19 protein-coding genes are annotated in these 24,106 nt (G+C 67.9%); 10 read left to right on the top strand and 9 right to left on the bottom strand.

Annotation, left to right across the window (positions count from 1 at the left end; genetic code table 11):
• Positions 1 to 3 precede the first annotated feature (3 nt).
• The 4 genes from AC1RM6_RS02135 to AC1RM6_RS02120 all read left to right on the top strand — a co-directional run bounded on the left by AC1RM6_RS02135 (position 4) and on the right by AC1RM6_RS02120 (position 3,738).
• The gene (locus AC1RM6_RS02135) at positions 4 to 1,611 is read left to right on the top strand and encodes an FAD-dependent oxidoreductase (RefSeq protein WP_493097940.1); all 1,608 of its coding nucleotides are present in this window, start codon (positions 4 to 6) and stop codon (positions 1,609 to 1,611) included.
• A complete protein-coding gene (locus tag AC1RM6_RS02130) occupies positions 1,608 to 2,000 on the top strand; it encodes a 4Fe-4S dicluster domain-containing protein (protein WP_493097939.1) in 393 nt (130 codons plus the stop codon). Before AC1RM6_RS02135 ends, AC1RM6_RS02130 begins: the two co-directional genes overlap by 4 nt.
• Before the next feature lie 3 nt (positions 2,001 to 2,003).
• Positions 2,004 to 2,846 (top strand): NADPH-dependent oxidoreductase, encoded by an 843-nt coding sequence (locus tag AC1RM6_RS02125; protein WP_493097938.1) that lies wholly within the window; start codon positions 2,004 to 2,006, stop codon positions 2,844 to 2,846.
• A gap of 139 nt (positions 2,847 to 2,985) precedes the next feature.
• Positions 2,986 to 3,738 (top strand): SDR family oxidoreductase, encoded by a 753-nt coding sequence (locus AC1RM6_RS02120; RefSeq protein WP_493097937.1) that lies wholly within the window; start codon positions 2,986 to 2,988, stop codon positions 3,736 to 3,738.
• 68 nt (positions 3,739 to 3,806) lie between these two features.
• Here the strand turns inward: AC1RM6_RS02120 and AC1RM6_RS02115 are convergent, their stop codons facing one another.
• The 4 genes from AC1RM6_RS02115 to AC1RM6_RS02100 all read right to left on the bottom strand — a co-directional run bounded on the left by AC1RM6_RS02115 (position 3,807) and on the right by AC1RM6_RS02100 (position 7,728).
• Complete coding sequence (locus AC1RM6_RS02115; protein WP_493097936.1) at positions 3,807 to 4,904, bottom strand: hypothetical protein; 1,098 nt, start codon at positions 4,902 to 4,904, stop codon at positions 3,807 to 3,809.
• Between the two features lie 305 nt (positions 4,905 to 5,209).
• On the bottom strand, positions 5,210 to 6,346 hold the full coding sequence (locus AC1RM6_RS02110; protein ID WP_493099506.1) for a trans-sulfuration enzyme family protein: 1,137 nt from the start codon (positions 6,344 to 6,346) through the stop codon (positions 5,210 to 5,212).
• Positions 6,347 to 6,431: 85 nt separating this feature from the next.
• Entirely contained in the window at positions 6,432 to 7,073 is a 642-nt protein-coding gene (locus AC1RM6_RS02105) for an FMN-binding negative transcriptional regulator (RefSeq protein WP_493097935.1), read from the bottom strand.
• A gap of 34 nt (positions 7,074 to 7,107) precedes the next feature.
• Complete coding sequence (locus AC1RM6_RS02100) at positions 7,108 to 7,728, bottom strand: LysE/ArgO family amino acid transporter (RefSeq protein WP_493097934.1); 621 nt, start codon at positions 7,726 to 7,728, stop codon at positions 7,108 to 7,110.
• Between the two features lie 71 nt (positions 7,729 to 7,799).
• Here AC1RM6_RS02100 and AC1RM6_RS02095 point away from each other — a divergent pair, with 71 nt between their 5' ends.
• On the top strand, positions 7,800 to 8,702 hold the full coding sequence (locus AC1RM6_RS02095; protein ID WP_493097933.1) for a LysR family transcriptional regulator ArgP: 903 nt from the start codon (positions 7,800 to 7,802) through the stop codon (positions 8,700 to 8,702).
• Positions 8,703 to 8,914: 212 nt separating this feature from the next.
• On the opposite strand, the gene AC1RM6_RS02090 is transcribed toward AC1RM6_RS02095, so the two are convergent.
• From AC1RM6_RS02090 to AC1RM6_RS02070, 5 genes are all read right to left on the bottom strand, one after another.
• A complete protein-coding gene (locus AC1RM6_RS02090) occupies positions 8,915 to 9,901 on the bottom strand; it encodes an aldo/keto reductase (protein ID WP_493097932.1) in 987 nt (328 codons plus the stop codon).
• A gap of 21 nt (positions 9,902 to 9,922) precedes the next feature.
• A complete protein-coding gene (locus tag AC1RM6_RS02085; protein WP_493097931.1) occupies positions 9,923 to 11,395 on the bottom strand; it encodes a protein adenylyltransferase SelO in 1,473 nt (490 codons plus the stop codon).
• 224 nt (positions 11,396 to 11,619) lie between these two features.
• The gene (locus AC1RM6_RS02080) at positions 11,620 to 12,537 is read right to left on the bottom strand and encodes a C25 family cysteine peptidase (protein WP_493097930.1); all 918 of its coding nucleotides are present in this window, start codon (positions 12,535 to 12,537) and stop codon (positions 11,620 to 11,622) included.
• The gene (locus AC1RM6_RS02075; RefSeq protein WP_493097929.1) at positions 12,534 to 15,437 is read right to left on the bottom strand and encodes a hypothetical protein; all 2,904 of its coding nucleotides are present in this window, start codon (positions 15,435 to 15,437) and stop codon (positions 12,534 to 12,536) included. Before AC1RM6_RS02075 ends, AC1RM6_RS02080 begins: the two co-directional genes overlap by 4 nt.
• A 269-nt stretch (positions 15,438 to 15,706) precedes the next feature.
• Entirely contained in the window at positions 15,707 to 17,047 is a 1,341-nt protein-coding gene (locus AC1RM6_RS02070; RefSeq protein WP_493097928.1) for an aromatic ring-hydroxylating oxygenase subunit alpha, read from the bottom strand.
• A gap of 260 nt (positions 17,048 to 17,307) precedes the next feature.
• Here AC1RM6_RS02070 and AC1RM6_RS02065 point away from each other — a divergent pair, with 260 nt between their 5' ends.
• The 5 genes from AC1RM6_RS02065 to AC1RM6_RS02045 all read left to right on the top strand — a co-directional run bounded on the left by AC1RM6_RS02065 (position 17,308) and on the right by AC1RM6_RS02045 (position 23,996).
• On the top strand, positions 17,308 to 18,513 hold the full coding sequence (locus AC1RM6_RS02065; RefSeq protein WP_493097927.1) for an FAS1-like dehydratase domain-containing protein: 1,206 nt from the start codon (positions 17,308 to 17,310) through the stop codon (positions 18,511 to 18,513).
• Positions 18,513 to 20,243 carry a class I adenylate-forming enzyme family protein gene (locus AC1RM6_RS02060; protein WP_493097926.1) on the top strand — a complete coding sequence of 577 codons (1,731 nt, stop codon included), beginning with the start codon at positions 18,513 to 18,515 and terminating at the stop codon, positions 20,241 to 20,243. Before AC1RM6_RS02065 ends, AC1RM6_RS02060 begins: the two co-directional genes overlap by 1 nt.
• A gap of 27 nt (positions 20,244 to 20,270) precedes the next feature.
• Entirely contained in the window at positions 20,271 to 22,451 is a 2,181-nt protein-coding gene (locus tag AC1RM6_RS02055) for a molybdopterin-containing oxidoreductase family protein (RefSeq protein ID WP_493097925.1), read from the top strand.
• Between the two features lie 136 nt (positions 22,452 to 22,587).
• Positions 22,588 to 23,226, top strand: a complete 639-nt coding sequence (locus AC1RM6_RS02050; protein ID WP_493097924.1) for a carboxymuconolactone decarboxylase family protein — start codon at positions 22,588 to 22,590, stop codon at positions 23,224 to 23,226.
• 17 nt (positions 23,227 to 23,243) lie between these two features.
• Complete coding sequence (locus AC1RM6_RS02045; protein ID WP_493097923.1) at positions 23,244 to 23,996, top strand: SDR family NAD(P)-dependent oxidoreductase; 753 nt, start codon at positions 23,244 to 23,246, stop codon at positions 23,994 to 23,996.
• Positions 23,997 to 24,106 lie beyond the last annotated feature (110 nt).

The following is a 24,106-nucleotide window of genomic DNA, read 5'->3' as shown; positions in this document are numbered from 1 at the left end:
CCGATGAGCACGATCCCGCTGAAAGACCCGATCCATCTCGAGACCGACGTGCTGATCGTCGGCGGCGGCATGGCCGCCGGCTGGGCGGCGATCGCCGCCGCGCGGGCCGGCGCCGATGTCGTCCTCGTCGACAAGGGCTTCGTCGGCACCAGCGGGGTCACCGCGACCGGCGGCCCTAACCATTGGTGGGTAGCGCCCGATCCGCAGAAGCGCGAGGCGGCGATCGAGGAGCGTCATGGCCGCAGCCATGACCTCGCCGACCGCGCCTGGATGGCGCGGGTGATCGACACCACCTGGCGCAAGCTGCCCGAACTCGCCGGCTATTATCCCTTCGCCGGCGACGGCCATGGCGGGACCTATTATTCGGGCCTGCGCGGCCCCGAATATATGCGCGCGTTGCGCCGCTACGCGATCGATGCCGGGGTGCGCATCCTCGACCATCACCCCGCGCTCGAACTGCTGCTCCATCCCGACGGATCGGTCGCCGGCGCCAGCGGCCATGCCCGGCTCGACCGGCGCGACTGGACGATCCGCGCCGGCGCGGTGGTGCTCGCGACCGGCGGCTGCGCCTATCGGTCGGGGCTGATCGGTAGCCATGGCAATAGCGGCGACGGCTATCTGATCGCCGCCGAAGCCGGCGCCGAGCTTTCGGGGATGGAATTCTCCAACGCCTATTCGCTGTCGCCGATCTGGAACTCGACCCGCACTTTGCCTTATCCGTCAGCGCGCTTCTTCGATGCCGATGGCCGCGAACTCGACATCCCGCCGCCGCTCAAGGGCCCGGCGCATCAGGATGCGCTGGCGGCGGCGATGCTCGCCGGCCCGGTCTTCGCCGATCTGAGCGACGCGCCCGATATCCTCAAGCAGATCCTGCCGCGCATCCAGCCGGCCTCGCCGACCCCGTTCGAGCGCAAGGGCGTGCGCATCTTCGAGGACCGGTTCGAGGTGAAGATGTTCGGCGAGGGCACGATCCGCGGCACCGGCGGGCTGCGCATCGTCGACGAGGATTGCCAGACGACGGTGAACGGCCTGTTCGCCGTCGGCGATGCCGCGACCCGCGAGCCGGTCGCCGGCGCCACCAGTGGCGGCGGCGCGCAGAATTCGGCCTGGGCGCTGACCTCGGGCGATGTCGCCGGTGGCGCCGCGGCGGCGCTGGCACGCAGCAACGGCCGGCGTGCCGGCGATGCCGCGCGCGCGACCGGCACCGCCGGGCTGCGTCCGACCGCGGCGGCCCGCCGGCTCGACGAAAAGGCCGCGATCCTCGCGGTCCAGGACGAGACATTGCCCTATGACAAGGCGCTGTGGCGCACCGCCGCCACCCTCGGGACCTCGCTGCAGCGGCTCGACGGGCTGTGGCACGACTTCGCCGCGCACCACCATGCCGAGGGGCTCGACCGGGTCCATGCGCGCGAGACGGTCGCGATGATCGCGACCGCGCGCTGGTGCACCGCCGCCGCGCTCGCCCGCGACGAAAGCCGCGGCATGCATGTCCGCCGCGACGCGCCGCAAGCGAAGCCCGGCCTCGACCGACGACTCCTCACCGGCGGTCTCGACGCGCTGTGGACCCGGCTCGACGATCGGATTCCGGCCCGGCAGGAGATCGCCGCATGATCGCGCATATCTTCGCGGATCGCTGCACCGGCGAGAATGACTGCGTCACCGCCTGCCCGACCCATGTCCTCGATGCCGGCGCCAACGGCGTGCCGATCATCGCCCGGCTCGACCAGTGCCAGAGCTGCTTCATGTGCGAGCTCTACTGCCCCAACGACGCCATCTATGTCGCCGCCGACCAGCGCACCGCCGAGGCGGTCGATCCGGCGGCGATCCTCGCCTCGGGCCAGCTCGGCAAGCTGCGCCGCGATTATGGCTGGGCCAACGAGTCCGAAACCGCCCCGCCCAACCCGCTCGCCGAGTTCTGGCAGCTCGGCCCGCTGCTCCGCGAAGGCGCCGCGATCGCCGCGCGCCGCTACGCCGCCCGCCATTCCACCGAAGGAAACTGATCCATGGCCCTCCACGACCCCGTCGCCGCCGACGAACCGCAGAGCGCGATCGCGGCCCGCTATGGCCCGTCCGCCGGCCCCGCCGACATCCTCTGGAACGACACGATCGCCGACCTGCTCGCGCATCGCTCGGTCCGTGCCTTCCTGCCCGACGCGCTGCCCGATCATATCCTCGAAACGCTGGTCGCCGCCGGCCAGTCGGCGCCGAGTTCGTCCAACCTCCAGCTGTGGAGCGTGGTCGCGGTCGCCGACCCCGAGCGCAAGGCGAAGCTTGCCGACTATGCCGGCGGGCAGAAGCATATCGTCGACGCCCCCCTGATCCTGGTGTGGATCGCCGACCTCGCCCGCGGCCAGGCGATCGCCGCCGATGCCGAGGCGCCGGTCGAGGGGTTCGGCTTCCTCGAAAGCTTCGTGGTCGGCGCGGTCGATGCCGCGCTCGCCGCGCAGAACGCCGTGGTCGCGGCGGAATCGCTCGGGCTCGGCACCGTCTATATCGGTGCGCTGCGCAACCGCCCCGAGGATGTCGCCGCGCTGCTCGACCTGCCGCCGGGCGCCGCCGCGGTGTTCGGTCTCGTCGTCGGCCATCCCGATCCGGCGGCACCCGCGGCAATCAAGCCGCGCCTCGCCCAGCCGGCGGTGCTCCACCGCGAAACCTATTCGATCGACCGCCAGCGCCCGGCGATCGCCGCCTATGACGACACCGCACGCGCCTTCCAGGCGTCGCAGGGCCAGGCGCCGACCGGCTGGATCGCCCAGATCCTCGCCCGCAGCCGCAGCGCCGCCTCGCTCAACGGCCGCGACCGGCTGCGCCAGGCACTCAACGCGCTGGGATTCCCGCTGCGCTGATCCTGCGCCGACTTGCTGTACATCTTGACAGCATCCGTCCGGAAATTGTCATGCTCGATCATTGCCCATGCCGTTCGCGGCGGGGCAGTGGATCGGGCATGCGGCGCGCATATCGCGGACCGCCGGGATGGAGAGAGATATGAGCAGCAAGGTCGCACTCGTCACGGGCGCCGCCGCCGGCATCGGCGCGGCGATCGCGCACCGCCTCGCCAAAGACGGCATCGCGATCGGCGTGCTCGACATCCTGATCGACGACGCGACCCGGACCGCCGACGAAATCGTCGCCGCCGGCGGCCGGGCGGTCGCGCTCCAGGCGAACATCGCCGATCGCGCCGAAGTCGGCGCCGCGCTCGCGACATTGCGCGAGAAGCTTGGGCCGGTGACGATCCTCGTCAACAATGCCGGGATCACCGGCTTCGTCCCGTTCCTCGAAATGACCGACGCGCAATGGGACAAGATGCTCGAGATCAACCTCAAGGGCACCTTCATCGTCACCCAGCTCGCGCTGCCCGACATGATCGACGCCGGCTGGGGCCGGATCGTCAACATCTCCTCGTCGAGCGCCCAGTCGGGTGCGGTACGGATGGCGCATTATTCGGCGTCGAAGGGCGGGATGATCGCGCTCACCAAGACGCTCGCCCAGGAATTCGGCCCCGCCGGCATCACCTGCAACACGATCCCGCCGCGCTTCGTGATGAACACGGTGATGTCCGAAAAGGCGTTCGAACAACCCTTCATGCAGGTCCAGCGCGAGAACATGGCCAAATCGGGCCCGATCCCGCGCCAGGGCGAACCCGCCGACATCGCCGGCGCCTGCGCCTATCTGGTCTCCGACGAAGCCGGTTACGTCACCGGCCAGATCATCGGCGTCAACGGCGGGCGGTATATTTGATGGCGTGCGTACGGTGAATTGCTGTGCGCAGGGTGCACACGGCGCACTGTTCCGCGCGCCAGGTCATTTCAGCTTCCCGGCCGCATCGCCAGCGCCGCCAATCCGGTCGCCTCATCGGTCATGAACAGATAAGCGTCGGTTTCCTTTTTGCGGTCCTTGTTGATCGAACTGGCGGGCACCGCACCTGTCGTCTTGTCCTGATTGACCGCCAGCCAGGTCCGCGCAGCGGCGACCCTAGGGCTGATCGGTACGCCGGCTTCCCGCAGCACCAACGCGACGAGCGCCGTCGCATAGCCATCGCTTGTTTCGGGCAGCGGCGTATTGTCGACGCGCTTCCAGGACGACAGGCTCGTCAAGCTCCAGCCGCCATCGGCTCCCTGCGCCGCAAGCAGCTCATCGACGATCTGCTTGCGCTGGGCAGACTCCAGCACACCGTGCAGCCGGCTGTCCGCCCACAGGATCAGGCTGCGTGTGTAGAGTGACTGACCGGTCGATCCGGTCTTAAGATAGCCGCGCAGCGCTTCGACATTGGGCGCGATCGCGGGGTCCGCGGCATAGCCGTCGGGCGCCCGGGCAACGGCGAGTGCCGCGAGTGTCGCGCCCCAATAGGTTGCGGTCGGGGACTCGAAGGGCTCGAGATGGAAATTCAGCCAGGTGAAGCCGCCTTTCATGTCGCGCGAGTTCATCTGCAGCGCCCACATATTGGCGAAGGCCTGGCGGGTATCGGGCCCTAAATGGCCCCGCTCCTGATCCCTGGTCGCGAGGATCAGTGCGTTGAGCACGGATTCCACCCCGCGGGACTCGCTCGATTTGGGTACGCCGCTTTTCTGGTCGGGATAGAAGGGTTCAACCTGATCCCACAGATAGACCCGCTTCACGACATCGTCGAACATCGCCATTTCCGACACGCCCGGCTGAGCTTGCCCGAGCTGGCCGCGGAGCGTTCCGCGCGCGAGGGTGTGCGGCAACGACGTATGGCAAGAGACGCACCGGGTGCCGTGATCGCGTTCGGCCTTCGGCCATTGGCGCCACCAGGTCAGCCGGTCGTCGAGATAATGCGCGGCCGCCGCCGCGTCCCACGCCGGCGCCTTTCGGGACACCGCCTCTCCCCGCGAAATAACGGCGGCAGTCAGCAGGGCAGCAGCAGACAGGAGGGGCCAGCGCATTTCAAATCTCATCGGTAAGAGTTGGCAACACTATGGCGTCACGAAGTCGTGACGGGAGCGACGACAGGCATTCATGTCCGGCCAGGGCCGGGGATTCCGGTGAGCGCAGTGGCTATGACCGCCGAAGCACCCAAGGAGAATGCGCACAATATAGGACATATGTCAAAGATTCGAACCGGCGCCCCGACCCGTGGCCGGCCTCAGTCATTTTCGCCCTTCTCAACCCCCATTTCACCTCATCTGTCCGCGGCTTGGGGACAGACGCGACGGCGACAGATTCATGGCGGACCGTGGATCGGCGCGTGTCATTCGACGACCCGCAGCGCTTGTTCGAGGTCAGCGATCAGATCGTCGGGATGCTCAAGTCCGATCGACACGCGCAGCAACGATTCTGGTGCAACCGTCGCTGGTCCCTCGACCGACGCGCGATGCTCGATCAGACTATGGTTGCCCCCAAGGCTGGTAGCGCGGGTGAAGATCGCGAGCGCCGCAGCAAACGCCATCGCGCGCTCCCGCCCGCCCTCGATCTCGAATGACAGCATGCCGCCATAGGCCCGCATCTGCCGGGAAGCGACTTCATGACCATCGTGCGAAGGAAGTCCCGGATAATGGACCTTGGTAACCAGCGGCTGGCCTTCGAGGTAGCGCGCCACCGCAAGCGCGCCGGCGCAATGGACCGCCATCCGCGCCGACAGCGACGCTGCGCCGCGAAGCGCAAGCCAGCAGTCGAAGGGCGCGGCTACCGATCCCTTGTGGCGTTGAATCGCGCGCAGCTCGCGCAGGCAACCGCCGTCTTCACGCACGATCGCCGCGCCCAGCATCACGTCGCTATGACCGCCGATATATTTTGTGAGCGAATGCACGACGACATCGGCTCCGAGGGCGAGCGGCTGCTGGAGCAGCGGGGTCGCCCATGTGTTGTCGACGACGACCGCGGCGCCGAACTCGCGACCGATTGCCGAGACCGCGGCGATATCGACGATGCTCACCAGCGGATTGGACGGCGTCTCGATCCAGATCACCGCCGGCCTCACCTCGCTGCAGGCTTCGAGGAGAGCTGGAAGGTCAGCCATGTCGATAGCGACGACATCAAGCCCACGGCCGAAGCCGGTGTCGGACAGAAGCGACCGCACGCCGAAATACATATCCTTCGGCAATATGATCCGCCCCGGGCGTTGCGCGACGATCGTTTCGAGCACCGCGGCGATCGCCGCCATTCCCGACGGAAAGGCGACCGCTGCGTCGCCGCCCTCCAGCGCGGCGAGGCATGTTTCGAGCGAGCGACGGTTGGGATTGTCGTCGCGGCTATATTCATAGCCCCGGGAAAAACCGCCATCCGCATCGCGTTCGAAGGTGGTCGACAAATGGAGCGGCGCAGCGACCGCGCCGGTCGCGCGATCGATGCTGCGCCCAGCGTGAACGGCGAGGGTCTCGGGACGCATCGTCATCTTGGTCCGCTCGGCGAGACGCTCGGGCTCTGGCGACCGACCATAGCGGCACCGGCGGCCAGTTGAATCAGGCAGACCGTCACAGCGCCGCTTCCATGCCGCGCTTTTCGATGATGGCCGCCATCGGCGAGCCCGGGTCTGACGCCCGCAGGCCGGCGACCACGCCTGCGCGATTGGGCGCCGACTGGTTCTGACTGGCCTTCCATTTCCCCTCGATCCGATCGACCGGGATCTCGACCCCGCGAATGCCCCTGAGCTGACCGGCAATGAAGTCAGCCGGCGCATCACCAACCGCCCATGGCTTGTCGCGGGCACCCTCTTGTAACGCGGTTAGAGCTTCGATCTGCGCAAGCAGCCACTGTGCATCGTCGATGACGACGGGGCGCCCCCACGCCTGAACGATCACGTAATTCCAGGTCGGCACGACCTTCCCGTGTATCTGTTTGCCGGGATACCAGGACGGCGAGACATAGGCTTGCGGTCCCTGAAAGATGACCAGCGCCTCGCAGCCCTGCTCAAGGTCGCGCAGCTGGGAACTGACCCGGGCGAGATGTGCTCGCAGCACCGGCTGCCCGGCGCCCCGCTCGACCAGCGTGAAGGGAACGAGATTGGCAACCAGCCCCTCCTCCCCATGTGTCACCAGCGTCGCCAGCGGGTTACCGCGTATCGCATCGTGCAAGACTTCGGGGCGGTCTTCGCGAAAGGCTGGAGGGCGATACATGGGTCGATCCGATCCGAATTGTGTATGGCGCGGCTTAGAGGAATACGCGCAACAGAAGCGAAGCAGCCAGCGCCAGCATCGTCATACCGACGACAGCATCGAGCACGCGCCACGCCGCCGGCCGCGCGAACAGCGGAACGAGCATCCGGGCGCCGTAGCCGAGCGCGGCAAACCAGACGAAGCTCGCGGAGGCGGCGCCGATGACGAAGACCGGTCGCAGCGCGGCAGGCTGTGACACCCCCGCGGTGCCCATCAAAAGCACCGTGTCGAGATAGACATGCGGGTTCAAGAACGTGAATCCGGCGGTCGCGGCGATCGCGCTGCCGAGGGTCACGGCTTCGCCGGACGCCACGGCCATCGCGGCCGGCGCCGCCATCCGCTGCAGCGCCTTGATCCCATGCCAGCCGAGAAAGCCCGCACCGCCGATCGTGAGACCGAAGGTCAACTGCGGTGCCACCGACAGGAAGGTGCCGACGCCGCCGACGCCCGCGGCAATCAGCAACGCATCCGCACTTCCGCAAAACAGCACGACAGCGCCGACATGCTCACGTCGCAGGCCCTGCCGCAACACGAAAAGGTTTTGCGCACCGATCGCCATGATCAGCGCGGCCGACAGCGCAAAACCGCTGAGAAAGGGAGAGAATATCGGGGCCATGCGGCCATCTGGCGCGCCAATAGGGATAAGGCCAGCTTGTTTTTCTAATGATCATGAAGCACCACTAATGCATGATAGACTACACCGCCCTCGCCGCCGTCGCGGCGGTCGTCCGGGAAGGCAGCTTCGAGCGGGCAGCCCACATGCTCGGAGTGACGCCCTCGGCGATTTCGCAGCGAGTTCGCGGCTTCGAAGATCGGCTAGGCGCGATCCTGATCGTCCGCGGGCAACCCTGCACCGCGACCGAGCGCGGACGCGAGCTAGTCGCCCATTTCGATCGGGTGCATCTGCTCGAAGCCGACCTCAGCCCGCTGCCCGGTGGCGAGACCGGTCATGATCGCACACCCGCTACGCTAAGAGTCGCGGTCAATGCGGACAGCCTCGCGACATGGTTTCCCGAGGCGGTCGCGGCGTTTGCGCGCGACACCGGCATGCTGATCGAATTGACCATCGACGATGAAACCAACACCGCCGAGCGGCTGAAATCGGGCGAGGTGCTGGCGGCCGTGACCTCCGACCCTGAGCCGGTACCGGGATGCAAGACCACTCTGCTGGGCGCGCTGCGCTACGCGGCATGCGCAAGCCCCGATTATATGGCTGAACACTTCACCGGCCGCCTGCCAGTCAAAGCCCTAGAAACGGCGCCCTATATGCGGTTCAATCGCCATGACAAGCTGCAGGCGCGGTGGGCGCGCGACGCGCACGACGTTGCGCTCAGCGCCCCCACCCACTGGATACCGTCCGCGCAAGGCTTTCTCGATCTCGCCCGCTCTGGACTTGCCTGGGGCCTGCAGCCGGTATCGCTTGCCCAAGCTGATCTGGATGCCGGCCGCCTCGTAGAGTTACCTCCGATGACCCGGCTCGATGTGAAGCTCTACTGGACGGTCACCAGACTTCACGCAAAGTCGCTGGTCGGCTTGACCGACGCGGTCAGGCGCGTTGCGCGCGACAGCCTGATAGCGGTGACGGATTAATCTGCGGCTTGATCGACGACGGCTGGCGAGCGTCCCTAACGGTACCCGCGATCTGAAAAGGCGCTGCAATTCGCCACTTTCCGCTTTAATCCACATGTTGAAATGCGGTAAAAATCGCGTCTGGACAATAGCTCGAATTTTAGCAATATCCTTCATATACAGCCACTTATGGGCATCTCTGGCGCGTACGGTGCATTCCCCGCGCCTACCCTTCACCGCCCCACCATCGCCGCCATCTGCGGCGGATAGCGCTCGCCCTGAACCTCGACGCCATCGAGCGCGGCCTGGATCTCGCCCAGATCGGCGGCGGTCAAATCGACGTCGGCCGCGCCGATATTCTCCTCGAGCCGGTGCAGCTTGGTGGTCCCCGGGATCGGCACGATCCACGGCTTCTGCGCGAGCAGCCAGGCGAGCGCGATCCGCGCCGAACTCGTCCCCTTGCGCGCGGCGATCGCGCCGATCAGGTCGACCAGCGCCTGGTTGGCCTGGCGCGCCTCGGCCGAGAAGCGCGGCAGGCCGTTGCGCATGTCGCCCTTGTCGAAGCTGGTGTCGGCGCTGATCGCCCCGGTCAGGAAGCCGCGGCCGAGCGGGCTGAACGGCACGAAGCCGATCCCCAGTTCCTCGAGCGTCGGCAGGATCTCGGCCTCGACATCGCGCAGCCATAGCGAATATTCGCTCTGCAGCGCCGCGACCGGTTGCACCGCATGCGCGCGCCGGATCGTCCCCGCCCCGGCCTCGGACAGGCCGAAATGGCCGACCTTGCCCTCGGCGATCAGGTCCTTGACCGCGCCCGCGACCTCCTCGATCGGCACGTCGGGATCGACCCGGTGCTGGTAGAACAGGTCGATATGGTCGACCCCGAGCCGCTGGAGCGACGCCTCGGCGACCGCGCGGATATGGTCGGGCCGGCTGTTCAGCCCCTCGCGCTGCTGCCCCTCGGCATCGACGTTGAAGCCGAATTTGGTGGCGATCACCACCTGGTCGCGCAGCGGCGCCAGCGCCGCGCCAACCAGCCGCTCGTTGGCGAACGGGCCATAGACCTCGGCGGTGTCGAAGAAGGTGACCCCGCGCTCGACCGCGGCGCGGATCAATGCGATCGCCGCCTCGCTGTCGGCAGCGGGACCATAGCCATAGCTCAGCCCCATGCAGCCCAGGCCGATCGCCGACACTTCGAGCTGCCCAAGTTTCCGCATCTTCATCGTCGCGTCTCCCGTCGTCGATCAGGTTCCACAGAAGGTCCGCAACACCCGCTCGTCGGGCAAGGGCGGATCGGCAAAGGCCTCGCGGCCGGGCTGGTCGCGATAGGGATTGGCGAACACCGCGACCAGCGCCTCGAACGGCGCCAGATCGCCCTGCTCGGCGGCGGCGAGCGCGGCCTCGACCCGGTGGTTGCGCGGGATATAGGCGGGATTGACCGCGTCCATCGCCGCGCGGCGCGCCTCGGCCGACTGCGGATCGCGGGCGAGGCGCGCATGCCAGGTCGCGAGCCAGGCGTCGCACGCGGTCGGATCGACGAATAGGCCGCGCAGCGCCTCGACCGGCTCGGGCCCTTGCGCCCCGCTCAGCCGGCGGAAGAACAAGGTGAAGTCGACCTGGTTCTCGCGCATCGCGCCGAGCAGTTCGGCGGACAGCTCGGCATCGCCCGGCTCGGCGGTCGCCAGACCGATCTTGGCGCGCAGCCCGGCCTCATAGGCGTCTTCGAACAAGGTCGCGAAGGCACCGAGCGAATCCTGCGCCGCGGCGATCGCAGCGGTCTCGTCTTCGTCGATCAGCGGCAGCAGCGTCTCGGCGAGCCGGGTCAGGTTCCACAGCCCGATATTCGGCTGATTGCCATAGGCATAGCGCCCGGCCCGGTCGATCGAGCTGAACACCTTGGCGGGATCATAATCGTCGATGAAGGCGCAGGGGCCATAATCGATCGTCTCGCCGGCGACCGACATATTGTCGGTGTTCATCACCCCATGGATGAAGCCGATATGGAGCCAGCGCGCGATCAGCGCCGCTTGTCGCCCGACCACCCGGTCGAGCAACGCGCGATAGGGATTCGGGGCATCGGCCGCGTCGGGATAATGGCGCGCGATGACATGGTCGGCGAGCAGGCGGACGCCCTCGGTGTCGCCGCGCGACGCGAAATATTGGAAGGTGCCGATCCGGATATGGCTCGCGGCGATCCGCGTCAGCACCGCCCCCTCGGTCGGCCGCTCGCGATAGATCTCGTCGCCGGTCGCGATCGCCGCGAGCGAGCGGGTGGTCGGGACGCCGAGCGCCGCCATCGCCTCGCTGACGATATATTCGCGCAGCACCGGGCCGATCCCCGCGCGACCGTCGCCGCCACGCGAAAAGGGCGTCCGCCCCGATCCCTTGAGCTGGATGTCGCGGCGCCGGCCGTTGCGATCGACGACCTCGCCGAGCAGGATCGCCCGCCCGTCGCCGAGCTGGGGCACGAAATTGCCGAACTGGTGCCCGGCATAGGCCTGCGCGATCGGCTCCGATCCTTCGGGAATCGACCGCCCCGACAACCATTCGAGCCCGTCGGGCCCCGCCAGCCATGCGGTGTCGATCCCCAGCTCCTCCGCCAGCTCCAGGTTCATCCGCATCAGCCGCGGCTCGGGTGCGCGCATCGGCTCGACCCGCGCGAAGAAGCGGTCGGGCAGCCGGGCATAGCTGTTGTCGAAGGGGGGATGATAGGCCATGCCGCCCATATGGCACTCGGCCGTGACGGCTTCCAGTGGCGCAGCCCGCTCAAGCTGCAACGGCGGTGCGAGCGCGACAGCGCAACAAGTCCAAAACTCAAAAACCACCGTCGCCCCAGCGTAGGCTGGGGCCCATGTCTCTTGCCCCAAAAGCTGCCGTCTGAGGTAAGAGCCATAGGCTCCAGCCTACGCTGGAGCGACGGTTGTTGGGAAAGGAAAGACCGTCAAACCAACGACAGCAGCGGATACCCCATCAAGCGAAACGTCGCGAAGGCGGCGCGGGCATCGGCCAGCGCCGGGTCCTCGCCGAGCCGCCGATCGAGCGCACGGAGCAGCGCGCCAACGCTCGTCGCCTCGCCCCCGGCGATCAGCGCTCCGAACAGGTCGACCAGCCGCGCCCCGGCGTCGGTGCGGACCGCCTCGGTCGATCCGAGATAGGCCGCCGCCCGCCCCTCACGCACCCAGCGGCAGCCGAACGGCGCGGTGCTGCGGGCATATTTGAGCGTGTCGCAGGTGAAGCCGACGATCAGACCGGCGGGCGCCGAGGATGGTGTCGCCTCGACATGCCGCCAGCGCAGCGCCTGATAGCCGCTCCACCCGCTTTCGCGGCCATGGCCGAGATAGGCCGCCAGCCGCGGGCCGCTCCCGAGGCGCTCGCACAGCTCGGCGCGGCCCAGCCGGTCGGCACGCCAGTCCTCGGTCCGCAGCGCCGATCCGGCGAGCCCCGCGCGCATCCGATCGAGCAACGACGCGGCAAGATCGAGGTAGAAGTCCTGCCCCATCGCCATCGCCGCCCAGCCCCGCAGCCCCTCGCCTTGTCGGGCAAGCGCGGCGAGCCAGCGATCGAGTTCGTCGTCGCGGTCGGCCTGGACCAGACCGACCGGCACTCCGCCGATCACCGGTGCCGGCGTCAGCCGGGCCGGGCTGCGGCGGCGCGGCGCCACCAGCAGCAACCCGTCGGCCGGGCCGCCCCGTTCGATGATCCGCGCGAGGCCATAAGGATCGCGCGGGTTCGCGCCGGGCTCGCCCCGCTTGACCGGCGACGGCGCGATCGCGTCGGGGAGCGCCGCGGCAATCTTGTCGCCGAGGCGCCCCGGCGCGACGAGGATCAACCTCGCCGGCCGGGTCACCGTCCCGCTCACGCCGCCTGCAGCTCGTCGACATAAGGCTGCCAGTCGGCATAGTCGTTCGCCGGCATGTTCAGCAGATAGCGCCGCACATAATAATGCATCGCGATCTGCGCCCGCATCTCGACGTTGAAGGATTCGAGCTTGCCGCCGCCGGCCTGGAGCGCGGTCTCGGCGCCCTTGCCATAGGCCTTGCCCACCTTCACCTTCTCGGTGCCGCCGACATAGTCGCTCGGCAGGTCGATCGTCGTGTCCTCGTTCGAATAGCCGTAATTATATTTGTCGTCGGTGTTCTGGGCATGGATCGCCTCGGCCATGTAAAAGGGGCCGGTCACCAGCGCCTGCCAGACATGGGTGAGCTCGTGGATCAGCGTATAGCGCTTGATCCCGTCGTCGACGTCGAAGTTGATCAGCGTGTCGGTGGTGAAGGGGCGCGAATCCTCCTGGCCCCGGAACCAGTCCTGCAACCCGAAGATCACCTTGTTGGTCAGGCTCTCGGCCGAAACATAGATTTTGTCGAAATCGAGCGAGTTGCCGAAGATCCGCTTGCCATCGGCCTTTTCCAGCGCGGTCAGCGGCCGGTAGCTGGCCAGCGTGTTGAGCAGGACGGAAACCACCGTGCCGACCAACCCGGCGCCGACCTCGGCCGCCGCTTCGAGCATGTCGACCACTGGCTCCTCGAGATTGTGGAGGGTCAGGGTCACGTCCTCGATCAGCGCCTTCGCGGCATCGATCGTCATCGCCTTGAAGATGTCCTTGGTGGTCTGGCCGAGCGTCTTGACCGCGCGCAGCAGATTTTCGAGCCCCTGCCCCGGATGCTGGATCGTCTCGACCAGCAGCGCACCGAGGGTGACGCCGGCCGCAAGCAGCGATTTGGTCACCTCGAGCGCGATCGCGAACGGCCGCTTGGCAAGCGTCACCATGAAGTCGGCGAGCACCGCGCCCGCCGCCAGCGCACCCTTCACGAATTTGGCGATGCCGGGGATGAAGTCCTTCTCGAGATAGAGGAGAACGAACGACACCGAATTCTTCAGCGTGGTGGTGATACGGCCGATCGTCTCCCAGATCGCCAGGCCCTGCTTGCGCGCCCAGTCATAGGCCTTGGTCAGCGCCTCGCCGATCGACTCCCAGGCGGCGATCGTGGCTTCGAGCACCGCCCCGCCCTTGGCGAGCGCCCAGTCGAGCGCGTCGGAAAGCTTGCCGCCGGCATAGCGGATCGCCTCGAGCGCCGGCCGCAGCACCGCCGCGACCGCGCCCTCGGCCTGCGACAATGCCCAGTCGAGCACCTCGCCGATCGGACCCAGCGCCTTGAGGATGCCGTGCACCATCTTGCGCAGCGTCCAATAGGTCTTGCCGGCGACATCGGCGAGCAGCTCGGCGACCTTGATTCCGGCGGCGAGCGCACCGCGGATCAGCTTGGCCGACAGCTTGTAGGTGCATTCGAGCGCCTTCGCGATCACCGACGCGAGCGTCTGGCCGAGTTCGAACCCGGCCTTGATGAACTTGCCGAGCGCGTCGACCGCCATGTCGGCGAAGTCGATCATCAGCCCGACGAAGCTGTTGCCGAGTTCGAGCAGCGCCTCGACGACCCGGCGCATCACCGCGAACGCACGCCCGGCGGTCGCGGCGACGAAATCGACCAGATCCTCACCCGCCTTGCGGATGCCCTGGATGACCGCGCCCATCACCTCGACAGTCTTGTTCACCGCCCATTCGGCGAGATCGACCGCGGCATTGCCGAGCGTCTTGAGCGCCTGGACCATCGAGGTCAGCGTGCTGAGCGTCGCCTGCGCGGCCTGGTCGAGCAGGCTGACGACGCTGTGCCCGAGTTCGAGCAACGCCTTGGTCGCGACGGTGAAGATGTTCCACGGCTGGGTCACCAGCGTCTTGACGATCGTGAACAGCGTCTCGCCGGCTTGCAGCATGACCGCAAGGGTCGCCTTGAGGACCGCAAGCCCCGCGCTGAACGCCGCGCCGACGATCTGGAACAGCGACTGGCCGACCGCCTTGAGCGCGCGGAAGATCGCGCCGGCCGCGTCGATCGCCTGGTTCGCGGCCCAGGCGAGGATCTCGACGAAGCTCTTGCCGGCGTCGCGCAGGGCGCGGACGACATCGATCGTGGCTTCGATCGCCTGCCCCACTGCCCAGGCGAGCACCTCGCCGAGCGCGAGGCCGGCCTTGATCACGCCCTTGACGAATTTCTTGAGCGCATCGACGCCCTTGGCCGCCGCTGCCGCGAGGATTTCGGCGACGCTCTTGGTCGCCTGGACCAGCGCGGTGACCAGATCGGCGATCTGCTCGACCGTCCAGCTGATCGTTTCGACCACGACATCGACGAGCGACTTGGCGGCGCTGGCCACCGCATTCGCAAGCGAGCTGATCCCCTCGACGGTGGCGTCGACGACATCCTCGACCCGGTCGACGACCCAGCCGGCGGCGTCCTTGACGGCGTCGACGACGAAGCCGTCGGTGCCGGCCTCCTTGACATTATGTTTGCGCAGGGTGGCGCCGGCGATCTGCAGCCATTGCGCGATCGGCCGCATCTCGCCGCCGGCGGCGAAATAATCGGCGACGAACGCGTCCGCATCTACGCGCGGCAGGGTGCTGATCTCGTGGACCAGCATCAGGCTCGTCCCATCGAGCCGCGCCGCGGTGGAGAGCAGCCGGCGGGTGTCGGACGAGCCCTTCGCCGCCCAGCCGACGATCGCCGGCAGTTCGTCGCCCGCCTGCTCCGCCGTCATGGTCGCGAAGATGCCGCGCGCGAGCCGCAGCCCCGAGGTGGTCGATTTCTGCAGCGCGATGCCGATCGCCGGGCCGAGATCGGCCCTGGCGATGCCGACGGCGCGAACCTGCTCGCCGGCGGCGGCGATGCTGGTGAACTTGATACCCTGAATCGTGGTGGCGAGATCGGACATGATAGACACCCTTTCCTCTAAGCAACTGACACAGTCGGCCGCTGTTCGGCGGCCGGGGTGCGTTTTACTTGAGTCGGGATGCGTTAACCGTGATCTCGGCCACGCTCTCACTCTCGCCCCTCCCTGTTCAGGGAGGGGTTAGGGGTGGGTGGCGAAGCCAAGGGCTCGATGCCCTTGGCGTAGCTTCTCGCGGAGCGGTCGGAAAGCTCGCTTCGCTCGCCACCCACCCCACCCCCTCCCTTTCAAGGGAGGGGCGAGAAAGAAGAAAGCTAGTCCAACGCCACCGGCGCCCCTGTCCCCATATAGTCCGCGAGCACCCGGTGGAAATTGGTCACCCCGCGCTCCTGCACCGGGTTCGGGCGCGGCCCCTTGAAGCCGCGCGATTTCAGGCCCTGCTGGACCGCCTCCATATTCGCGAAGTCCTGGCCGAGCACCTTGCGCCACGCCGCCTCGTCCTCGATCGGCACATGGACATTCTCGACCCGCGGCTCCGCGCCTTCGGGGAAGCGTTCGAGGACATAGACCTCGAAGATGCAGCGATCGGGGTCATAGCCGTCGGGCCGCGCGCGGTAGCACAAAGCGAAGGTCGGCCCCTGGATCACCACCGTGTTCGGGAAGATGTGCCAGACGGTGCCCGCCTTGGCGAAATGCGCCGGATCGATCTTCGGCCAGAGCACCCCGCGCGCGGCATCGTCCTTGGCCGCCTGCATCATCAGATGGCCCTGGACCTGCATCGCCGGGGTGCCCGCGGGCAGTTCGTCGACCAGCCGGCTGGCGGCGTTTACGATCGTCGCGGTGGTGGTCGCGTTGACCTCGTCATAGAGTTGCTGGACGACCTCGTGCAGCGCGATCCGCATATCGATATTCTCGGCGCTGATCCCGCCCGAGGCGCCGCCGAAGCCCTTCTGCGCGGCCGGACCGAACACGCTGTGGCGGCCATGCGCCATGCTCCAGGTCGACTTGGCGCCATATTTGGTGAGCTGCGGATGGGTGCCGACGACATGATAGCCCTCGACGAACGCCTCGAGCGCGATCTTCCAGTTGCACGGGAAGCGCAGCCATTGCCGCCAGCGATAGCGCATCCGGTCGAGTTCGAACGGGTCGAGCATGTCGGCGGCGGTGCCGAGATAGTCGCGCAGCGGCTCGGTCTCGGGGTCCATGCAGACGAACACCCAGCCGCCCCAGCTGTCGACCCGCGCCTCGGCGAGGCGGATATTCTCGTCGGTGAGCGCGCCTTCCCAATCCTCGCGGGCGAGCGCGTCGACATTCTCGCCCTGGAGATTCCATTTCCAGCCATGGAAGCGGCAGACGAATTTGCGGGTGTGGCCGCAGCCGCTGGTCAGCCGCCGTCCGCGATGCTGGCAGACATTGTAATAGGCGGCGATCCGGTCCTCGGCGACGCGGGTGACGATGATCGATTCCTCGAGGATGTCGTAGGTGACGAAGTCGCCGACCCGGGGTATCTCCTCGAGCCGGCACGCGACCTGCCAGACCTTGCCCCACAGCCGTTCATTCTCGGCGCGGGCATAGGCTTCGGACACATAGGGCTCGATCCCGATCACATTGGGCCGATCGGTGATCGGGCGGCTGGTCTCGCTCATCAGGTTCATCGCGGGCCTCTCCCCTGCTTGATCTTGTCGGCGAACGCTAAGCCCCGGCTCCGTCCCCGGGGAAGCGACGCGCACCGGAAATGACAGCATCGCCCGGCGGCGACAGGCTAAAGAGGCGGGCGGCGGCCGTCGCCGCGGGAGGTCAGCCGACAACCGCAAGCCGGCTTGTCCCCACATGAACTGCGGCGTTCGGGCCATGGCGCCGGGCGGCGGCGCGACTATCACCAGTCCGAACGATGAACCGCATGCCGGAGAGTGACATGGCCGATCAAGCCGCCGTCGAGGACAAGCCCGCCCCTACCGTCAGCCTCGACACCAGCGACGTCGACCAGTGGGTCGGCAAGCCGGTGATCTTCGCCGAGATGTGGGAGCCCTGCAACGGCACCGACATCCGCCGCTGGGTCCAGGCGATGGACTATCCCAACCCGATCCACTGGGACGAGGAGTTCGCCAAGGCGTCGAAGTTCGGCGGCCTGGTCGCGCCGCAATCCTTCACCGTCGCGATGGACTATGGCCATGGCTGCCACCCCGCCTGTGTCGGCAATGTCCCGGGCACCCATCTGATCTTCGCGGGCGAGGAATGGTGGTTCTACGGCACCCCGGTCCGCCCCGGCGACAAGCTGACCCAGGCGCGCCGTTTCGACGGCTATAGCGTCACCGACACCGCCTTCGCCGGCCCGACGATGTTCGCGCGCGGCGACACCGTCCACCGCAACCAGCATGGCGCGCTGGTCGCCAAAGAGCGCGCGACCGCGATCCGTTACCTGACCGAGGAGGCCAACAAGCGCGGGGTCTACGGCAAGGACAAGCGCGCGCCCAAGCGCTGGACCCAGGCCGATGTCGAGGAGATCGCCCGGCTGCGCCACGAATGGATCCTCTCCAACCGCGAGGGCCGCTCGCCGCGCTTCGCCGACGTCCAGGTCGGCGACAAGCTGCCGCGCCGGGTGATAGGCCCGCATTCGGTGGTGAGCTTCGCCAATGAATGCCGCGCGCACCGCCAGAATATCTGGGGGACCTGGCGCTGGAACGTCCCCGAGGGCGTCCACGACCCGGCCAAGGAAGACGCCGGCTTCGGCAAGACGATGTCCTACGACCATGATGCCCGCAAGATCGACCCGCGGATGGGCGACGGCCTCTATCACGGCCCGTCGAGCGGCCATATCAACCCCGACAAGGCCGAGAAGGTCGGGATGGGCGGCGCCTATGGCTATGGCGCGTCGATGAACGCCTGGTTCCTCGACACCATCGCTTACTGGGCCGGCCATGACGGCTATGTCTGGCATTCGAAGACCCAGTTCCGCAGCCCGGCGTTCGAGGGCGACGTCACCTATGTCGACGGCGAGGTGATCGAGAAGACCGAGCTGTCGCCTTATGGCGTGCCGGTCGTCCAGGTGAAGCTGACGATGACGACCCAGGATGGCGACATCATCCTGACCGGCAAGGCCGACGTCGAACTGCCCTATTGATGGCCGACGCGAACGCCTTCGCCGCGCCGTCCGCGCTCTCGCTGGTGCGCGGGCTGCCGCTCGTCGAGGAGCCCGGCATCGGCGCGCTCACCGTCGCCGGCTATGCCCGCGAGGTGACCGCGCGCTTCGCCGAGCGCGAGGCGCTGGTGATGCGGCTGGCCGGCGAGCGGATCGCCTGGAGCTATGCCGAGCTGTGGGAGCGCTCGGTCGAGGTCGCCCGCGCGCTGATCGCCGCCGGGGTCGGCAAGGATGCCCGGGTCGGCATCCTGATGACCAACCGGCCCGAGTTCATCGCCTCGGCCTTCGGGATCGCGCTCGCGGGCGGGGTGATCGTCGCGCTCAGCACCTTCTCGACGCCCTATGAGATGGACCATCTGCTCAAGGCCTCGAACGTGTCGCTGCTGCTGTTCGACCGGCAGGTGCTCGGCAAGGACTTCGGCGCGCTGCTGGCCGAACTCGAACCGCGGATCGCCACCGCCGCGCCGGGCACGCTCGCGTCGGCGCGCTATCCCTTCCTGCAGCGGCTGGTCGCGCTCGACAGCGTCACCACCGCGCCGGGCGACGTCCCCGCCCCCGCCGCCGCGATCGAGTTCTGGACCGACTTCCTCGCCGCGGGGCAGTCGGTCGATCCCGCGCGGGTCGAGGCGCGCGCCGCCAGCGTCCATCCGAGCGACACCGGCGCACTGTTCTTCTCGTCGGGCACCACCAGCCTGCCCAAGGGCATCCTCCACGCCCAGCGCGCGCTGGCGCTCCAGTGGTGGCGCTGGCCGCGGATCATGGACGTCGACCCGTCGCGCTGGGAGGTGCGGAGCTGGACCGGCAACGGCTTCTTCTGGTCGGGCAATATCTCGATGGTGGTCGGCGCCGCGCTGTCGACCGGCGGCGCGGTCGTCCTCCAGCCGATCTTCGAGGCCGAGGCCGCGCTCGACCTGATGGAGCGCGAGCGGGTGACGATGCCGATCGGCCGGCCGCACCAATGGGCGCGGCTGCAGGCGACCAATCGCTGGGCCGACGCCGATCTCAGCAGCCTCCATTATGTCCGCCAGGACACCGCGCTGTCCGAGCATCCCAGCGTCGCCAGCGACTGGCGGCTGGGGATGGCGTTCGGCACCACCGAGACGCTGACGATCAACACCGCCGCCGAGAGCAACAATGCGGTCGAGGTCGCGCTCGGCAGCTTCGGCCGGCCGCTGCCCGGCAACATCCTCAAGATCGTCGATCCCGAGACCGGCGCGATCGTCCCGCGCGGGACGCGTGGCGAGCTGTGCCTCAAGGGGCCGACGCTGATGATCGGCTATGTCGGCAAGACGATCGAGGCGACGTTCGACGACGAGGGCTATTTCTGCACCGGCGACGGCGGCTATGTCGACGAGACCGGGCGGCTGTTCTGGGAAGGCCGGCTGACCGAGATCATCAAGACCGGCGGCGCCAATGTCTCGCCGCTCGAGATCGATGCGGTGATCGCCCATTATCCCGGGATCAAGAACAGCCAGACGGTCGGCATCCCCGACGACATGCTCGGCGAGAAGGTGGTGAGCTGCATCGTGCCGCAGGACGACGCCGCGCTCGACGCCGAGACGATCCGCGCCTTCGTCCGCGAGCGGCTGGCGAGCTTCAAGGTGCCGCGCGAGATCCTGTTCTTCGACGAGGCCGATTTCGCGGTGACCGGCAGCGGCAAGGTCAAGGTGACGATGCTGCGCGAGCTGGTGGCGGCGCGGCTGGCGGGCTAGCCCGTCGCACCGGCAAGGAAAGCCGCCATGGCGACCAAGGTCAAAAGCTTCTGCCGCAATTGCGGGGCGCTCTGCTCGATGGAGCTGACCGTCGAGGACGAGCGCATCACCGGGGTCACAGGCGACGGCAGCGCCTCGCCTTATGGTGCCTATCTCTGCCCCAAGGGCCTCGCCGCGGCCGACTTCCACAATGGCGCGGAGGACCGGCTGCTGACCAGCCGCAAGCGCAGCCCGGCGGGCGAGTGGTCCGAGATCGCCGCCGACCGCGCGCTCGACGAGATCGCCGCGCGATTGTCGGTGCTGGTCGATCGCCACGGCCCGCGCGCAGTCGCCTTCTATCATGGCACCGGCGCCTATCGCAGCACGCTGGGCGGGCTGATGGAGCGCGCCTTCCAAGCGGCGATCGGCACCCCCAATTTCTTCTCGACGATGACGATCGACCAATCGGCCAAATGGGTGACCGCGGGACGGATGGGGGTGATGGCGAGCGGCAAGCCGCGGCTCGACGATGTCGATCTCGCGGTGATCGTCGGCAACAACCCGGTGGTCAGCCACCAGACCTTCCCGTTCGCGCCGGGCGAAAGCGGCGCGCCGGGCAAGGCCTATGCCGCGGCGCGCGAGCGCGGCATGCGGATGATCGTTATCGACCCGCGCCGCACCGAGACCGCGCGCTATGCCGACCTGCTGATCCAGCCGTTGCCCGGCCAGGACGCGGCGCTGTTCGCGGCGATCGCGCATATCCTGCTACGCGACGGGACGTACGACCGCGGCTTCTGCGACCGCTTCGTCGGCCAGCTCGACGAGCTGCGCGCGGCGGTCGCCCCGTTCACGCCGGCGATGGCGTCGGCGCGCGCCGACGTGCCGGTCGAACAGATCGAGCAGGCCGCGCGATGGATCGGCGAGGCGCGGCGGCCGTTCGTCGGCAGCGGCAGCGGGCCGTCGATGTCGGCGCACTCGAACCTCAACGACCATATGATCGAGGCGGTCAACGCGCTGGTCGGCGGCTATCGCCGCGCGGGCGACCTGATCCGCAATCCGGGCAGCCTCAAGCCCGGCGCGCCGCGCGCGACCGTGGTGCCGCCGACGCGGAGCTGGGAGCGCGGGGTGAAATGCCGGACCGCCGACATCGGCGCGATCTACGGCGAATTCCCGACCGCGCTGCTGCCGCAGGAGATCCTCGCCCCCGGCCCCGACCGGATCCGCGCGCTGATCGTGCTCGGCGGCGATCCGCTGATGGGGCTGGGCGATCCGGCGCGGGCGCTGCCGGCGTTCGAGGCGCTCGACCTGCTGGTGTCGATCGACGCGCGGATGAACGAGACCGGGCGCCGCTCGCATTATGTGATCGCGACCAGCCAGCCGTTCGAGCGCCACGACATCTCGATCCCCGGCGACGCGCTCTACCCCCGCCCCTTCGCCCAATATGCCCGGCCGGTGGTGCCGCGCCCGGCCGGGACGATCGACGACTGGGAGGTCTATTGGGGCATCGCCGCGCGGATGAAGCTGCCGCTGACCTTCAAATATTGGAGCTATGGCCAGCAGTTCGACGCGATCCCGCGCGGCCTGCCACTGGGCATCGACGCCCCTCCGGCGGCCGAGGATCTGGCGCGCTTCCTGTGCGGCGAAGGGGTGGTCGACTTCGACGATCTGCTCGCCCATCCAGGCGGAGTGCGGCCCGACCTGCCGCCGCGCCATGTCGAGGCGGTCGCCGACGACGGCGCCCGGCTCGCGCTGTGCCCGCCCGACGTCGCCGCCGAACTCGACGCGGTGCTGCACGAAGCCAACGATGACCGCTTCGCGTTCAGGCTGACCTGCCGGCGGATCCTCGAGGCGATGAACGGCGCCTATGTCGGGTCGCGCGGGGCGCGGCGCAAATATCCGGTCAACTTCGCCTATCTCAATCCCGACGACATGCACACGCTCGGCCTCGCCGACGGGGATGCGATCGAGATCGTCTCGGAGCATGGCCGGATCGCCGGGATCGCCAAGGGCGAGGACCGGCTGCGGCGCGGGGTGGTGTCGATGACCCATTTCTTCGGGACGCTCGAAGGCGACGAGCCGCCCGCGCGGCGCGGCAGCTACACCGGGCGGCTGACCTCGCTCGATCGCTATCTCGAACCGATCAACTTCATGCCGCGCTTCTCGGGGATTCCGGTCGAGGTGCGGAATTCGGCATATTTCGGAAAGTTGGAAGAGAGCGGGTCGGCGTGAAACGCCATTGGGCATGTGCCTGAACCCTGCCCGCCAGCGTTGACTCGCTTCGCACGGCAATGTTAGGCACTCGCTTAAATCAGAGCGATTTCGAGGTCGCCTGCGCCGATCGGACGTGCGGAAAGCGAGGGGAGCGATGGAGACCGAACCGGCCGTGCGGATCGCGCCGCTGCCACGCGAGCAGTGGACCGACGCGGCACGCGAGGTGTTCGCCTTCTGGGGCGAGCCCGATGCCTGGGAGCAGGGGTCGAAGACCAATATGCAGATGGTGATGGCGAACCACCCGCCGCTCGCCATGGCGTTCAACAACTTCGGCAGGCATGTGCTGATCGCCAACAGCGCCCCGGCCTGGGCGCGCGAGCTGGTGACGCTGCGGATCGCCTGGCATCTGCGCTCGCATTATGAATGGCATTATCATGTCGGCTATGCGCTCAAGCTCGGCATGACGATCGAGCAGATCGCCGCGATCGGGGTCGGCCCCGACGCCGGATCGTGGAGCGAGGCCGATGCCGCGCTGCTGCGCTGCGTCGACGAACTCCGCGCGCATTCGCGGGTGACCGACACGACCTGGGCGACGCTCGCGCGCCATTACGACACCCCGCAGCTGATGGATCTGATCTTCACCCTCGGCCAATATGTGATGCTCGGCTGGGGGATCGCCGCGTTCGGGATCCAGCTTGAGGACGGGGTCGACCCGATCGGGTTCGACCTCAAGACGCGCTCGGGCGCGTCCCCCGTCGCACGGCTCAAGCCCGGCGAGGCCGACGACCGATAAGAGATGAGGAGACGGGCATGAACAGGTTGGTCGGGAAAGTCGCGATCGTCACCGGTGGCAGCCAGGGGATCGGGCTGGCGCTGGCCCGCGCCTACGCCCGCGAGGGCGCCGCGGTGGTGATCTCGAGCCGGCGCGCCGACGCGATCGAGGCGGCAACACATGAACTCGAACGGCAGGGCGCGCGGGTGATCGGGGTCCAGGCCGACGTCGCCAGCCGCGACGACGCCAACCGGACGATCGCCACCGCGGTCGAGCATTTCGGCCGGATCGACATCCTCGCCAACAACGCCCAGGCGACCCGGCAGGCGAAGATCGAGGACATCACCGACGAGTCGATCGCGCTGACCTTCGGATCGGGGCTGTTCGGCACGCTCTACCATATGCAGGCCGCCTTCCCTCATCTGCGCGAGCGCGGCGGATCGGTGCTCAACTTCGGCACCCGCCAGGGCATCTACGGCGAACCCGGCGACGGCATCTACGGCGCCAACAAGGAGGGCATCCGCGGACTGTCGCGGTCGGCGGCGCGTGAATGGGGCCAGTTCGGCATCAGGGTGAACGTGATCAACCCGGCCGCGCTCAGCCCCTCGGCCGAAAAGGCGCTCAACGCCGATCCGGTGCGCGCGCAGAAATATTATGACGAGATTTCGCTGCGGCGCTTCGGCCGCCCCGACGAGGATATCGCGCCGATCGCGGTGTTCCTCGCCAGCGACGAGGGCCATTATGTCACCGGCCAGACGATCAATGCCGATGGCGGACAGATCATGCTGTAAGCGGCGCCCACGCCCCGGCCGCGATATAAGAAAAAACGAATGGTCGACAACGAGACGATGACCTGTCTCGTGCGCAGGCGCTGCGGATAAGGTCGCACCGCGGTCCCGAT

The organism is Rhizorhabdus sp. GW822-FHT03C02, assembly GCF_058801765.1.
The sequence above is the reverse complement of the archived record's forward strand: the minus strand, read 5'-3'. Positions and strand labels throughout refer to the sequence as shown.

Excerpts from the sequence above, each read along its gene's own strand:
- AC1RM6_RS02135 (WP_493097940.1), top strand. The coding sequence starts at position 4 with ATGAGCACGATCCCGCTGAAAGACCCGATCCATCTCGAGACCGACGTG.
- AC1RM6_RS02130 (WP_493097939.1), top strand. The coding sequence starts at position 1,608 with ATGATCGCGCATATCTTCGCGGATCGCTGCACCGGCGAGAATGACTGC.
- AC1RM6_RS02125 (WP_493097938.1), top strand. The coding sequence starts at position 2,004 with ATGGCCCTCCACGACCCCGTCGCCGCCGACGAACCGCAGAGCGCGATC.
- AC1RM6_RS02120 (WP_493097937.1), top strand. The coding sequence starts at position 2,986 with ATGAGCAGCAAGGTCGCACTCGTCACGGGCGCCGCCGCCGGCATCGGC.
- AC1RM6_RS02115 (WP_493097936.1), bottom strand. The coding sequence starts at position 4,904 with ATGCGCTGGCCCCTCCTGTCTGCTGCTGCCCTGCTGACTGCCGCCGTT.
- AC1RM6_RS02110 (WP_493099506.1), bottom strand. The coding sequence starts at position 6,346 with ATGCGTCCCGAGACCCTCGCCGTTCACGCTGGGCGCAGCATCGATCGC.
- AC1RM6_RS02105 (WP_493097935.1), bottom strand. The coding sequence starts at position 7,073 with ATGTATCGCCCTCCAGCCTTTCGCGAAGACCGCCCCGAAGTCTTGCAC.
- AC1RM6_RS02100 (WP_493097934.1), bottom strand. The coding sequence starts at position 7,728 with ATGGCCCCGATATTCTCTCCCTTTCTCAGCGGTTTTGCGCTGTCGGCC.
- AC1RM6_RS02095 (WP_493097933.1), top strand. The coding sequence starts at position 7,800 with ATGATAGACTACACCGCCCTCGCCGCCGTCGCGGCGGTCGTCCGGGAA.
- AC1RM6_RS02090 (WP_493097932.1), bottom strand. The coding sequence starts at position 9,901 with ATGAAGATGCGGAAACTTGGGCAGCTCGAAGTGTCGGCGATCGGCCTG.
- AC1RM6_RS02085 (WP_493097931.1), bottom strand. The coding sequence starts at position 11,395 with ATGGCCTATCATCCCCCCTTCGACAACAGCTATGCCCGGCTGCCCGAC.
- AC1RM6_RS02075 (WP_493097929.1), bottom strand. The coding sequence starts at position 15,437 with ATGTCCGATCTCGCCACCACGATTCAGGGTATCAAGTTCACCAGCATC.
- AC1RM6_RS02070 (WP_493097928.1), bottom strand. The coding sequence starts at position 17,047 with ATGAACCTGATGAGCGAGACCAGCCGCCCGATCACCGATCGGCCCAAT.
- AC1RM6_RS02065 (WP_493097927.1), top strand. The coding sequence starts at position 17,308 with ATGGCCGATCAAGCCGCCGTCGAGGACAAGCCCGCCCCTACCGTCAGC.
- AC1RM6_RS02060 (WP_493097926.1), top strand. The coding sequence starts at position 18,513 with ATGGCCGACGCGAACGCCTTCGCCGCGCCGTCCGCGCTCTCGCTGGTG.
- AC1RM6_RS02055 (WP_493097925.1), top strand. The coding sequence starts at position 20,271 with ATGGCGACCAAGGTCAAAAGCTTCTGCCGCAATTGCGGGGCGCTCTGC.
- AC1RM6_RS02050 (WP_493097924.1), top strand. The coding sequence starts at position 22,588 with ATGGAGACCGAACCGGCCGTGCGGATCGCGCCGCTGCCACGCGAGCAG.
- AC1RM6_RS02045 (WP_493097923.1), top strand. The coding sequence starts at position 23,244 with ATGAACAGGTTGGTCGGGAAAGTCGCGATCGTCACCGGTGGCAGCCAG.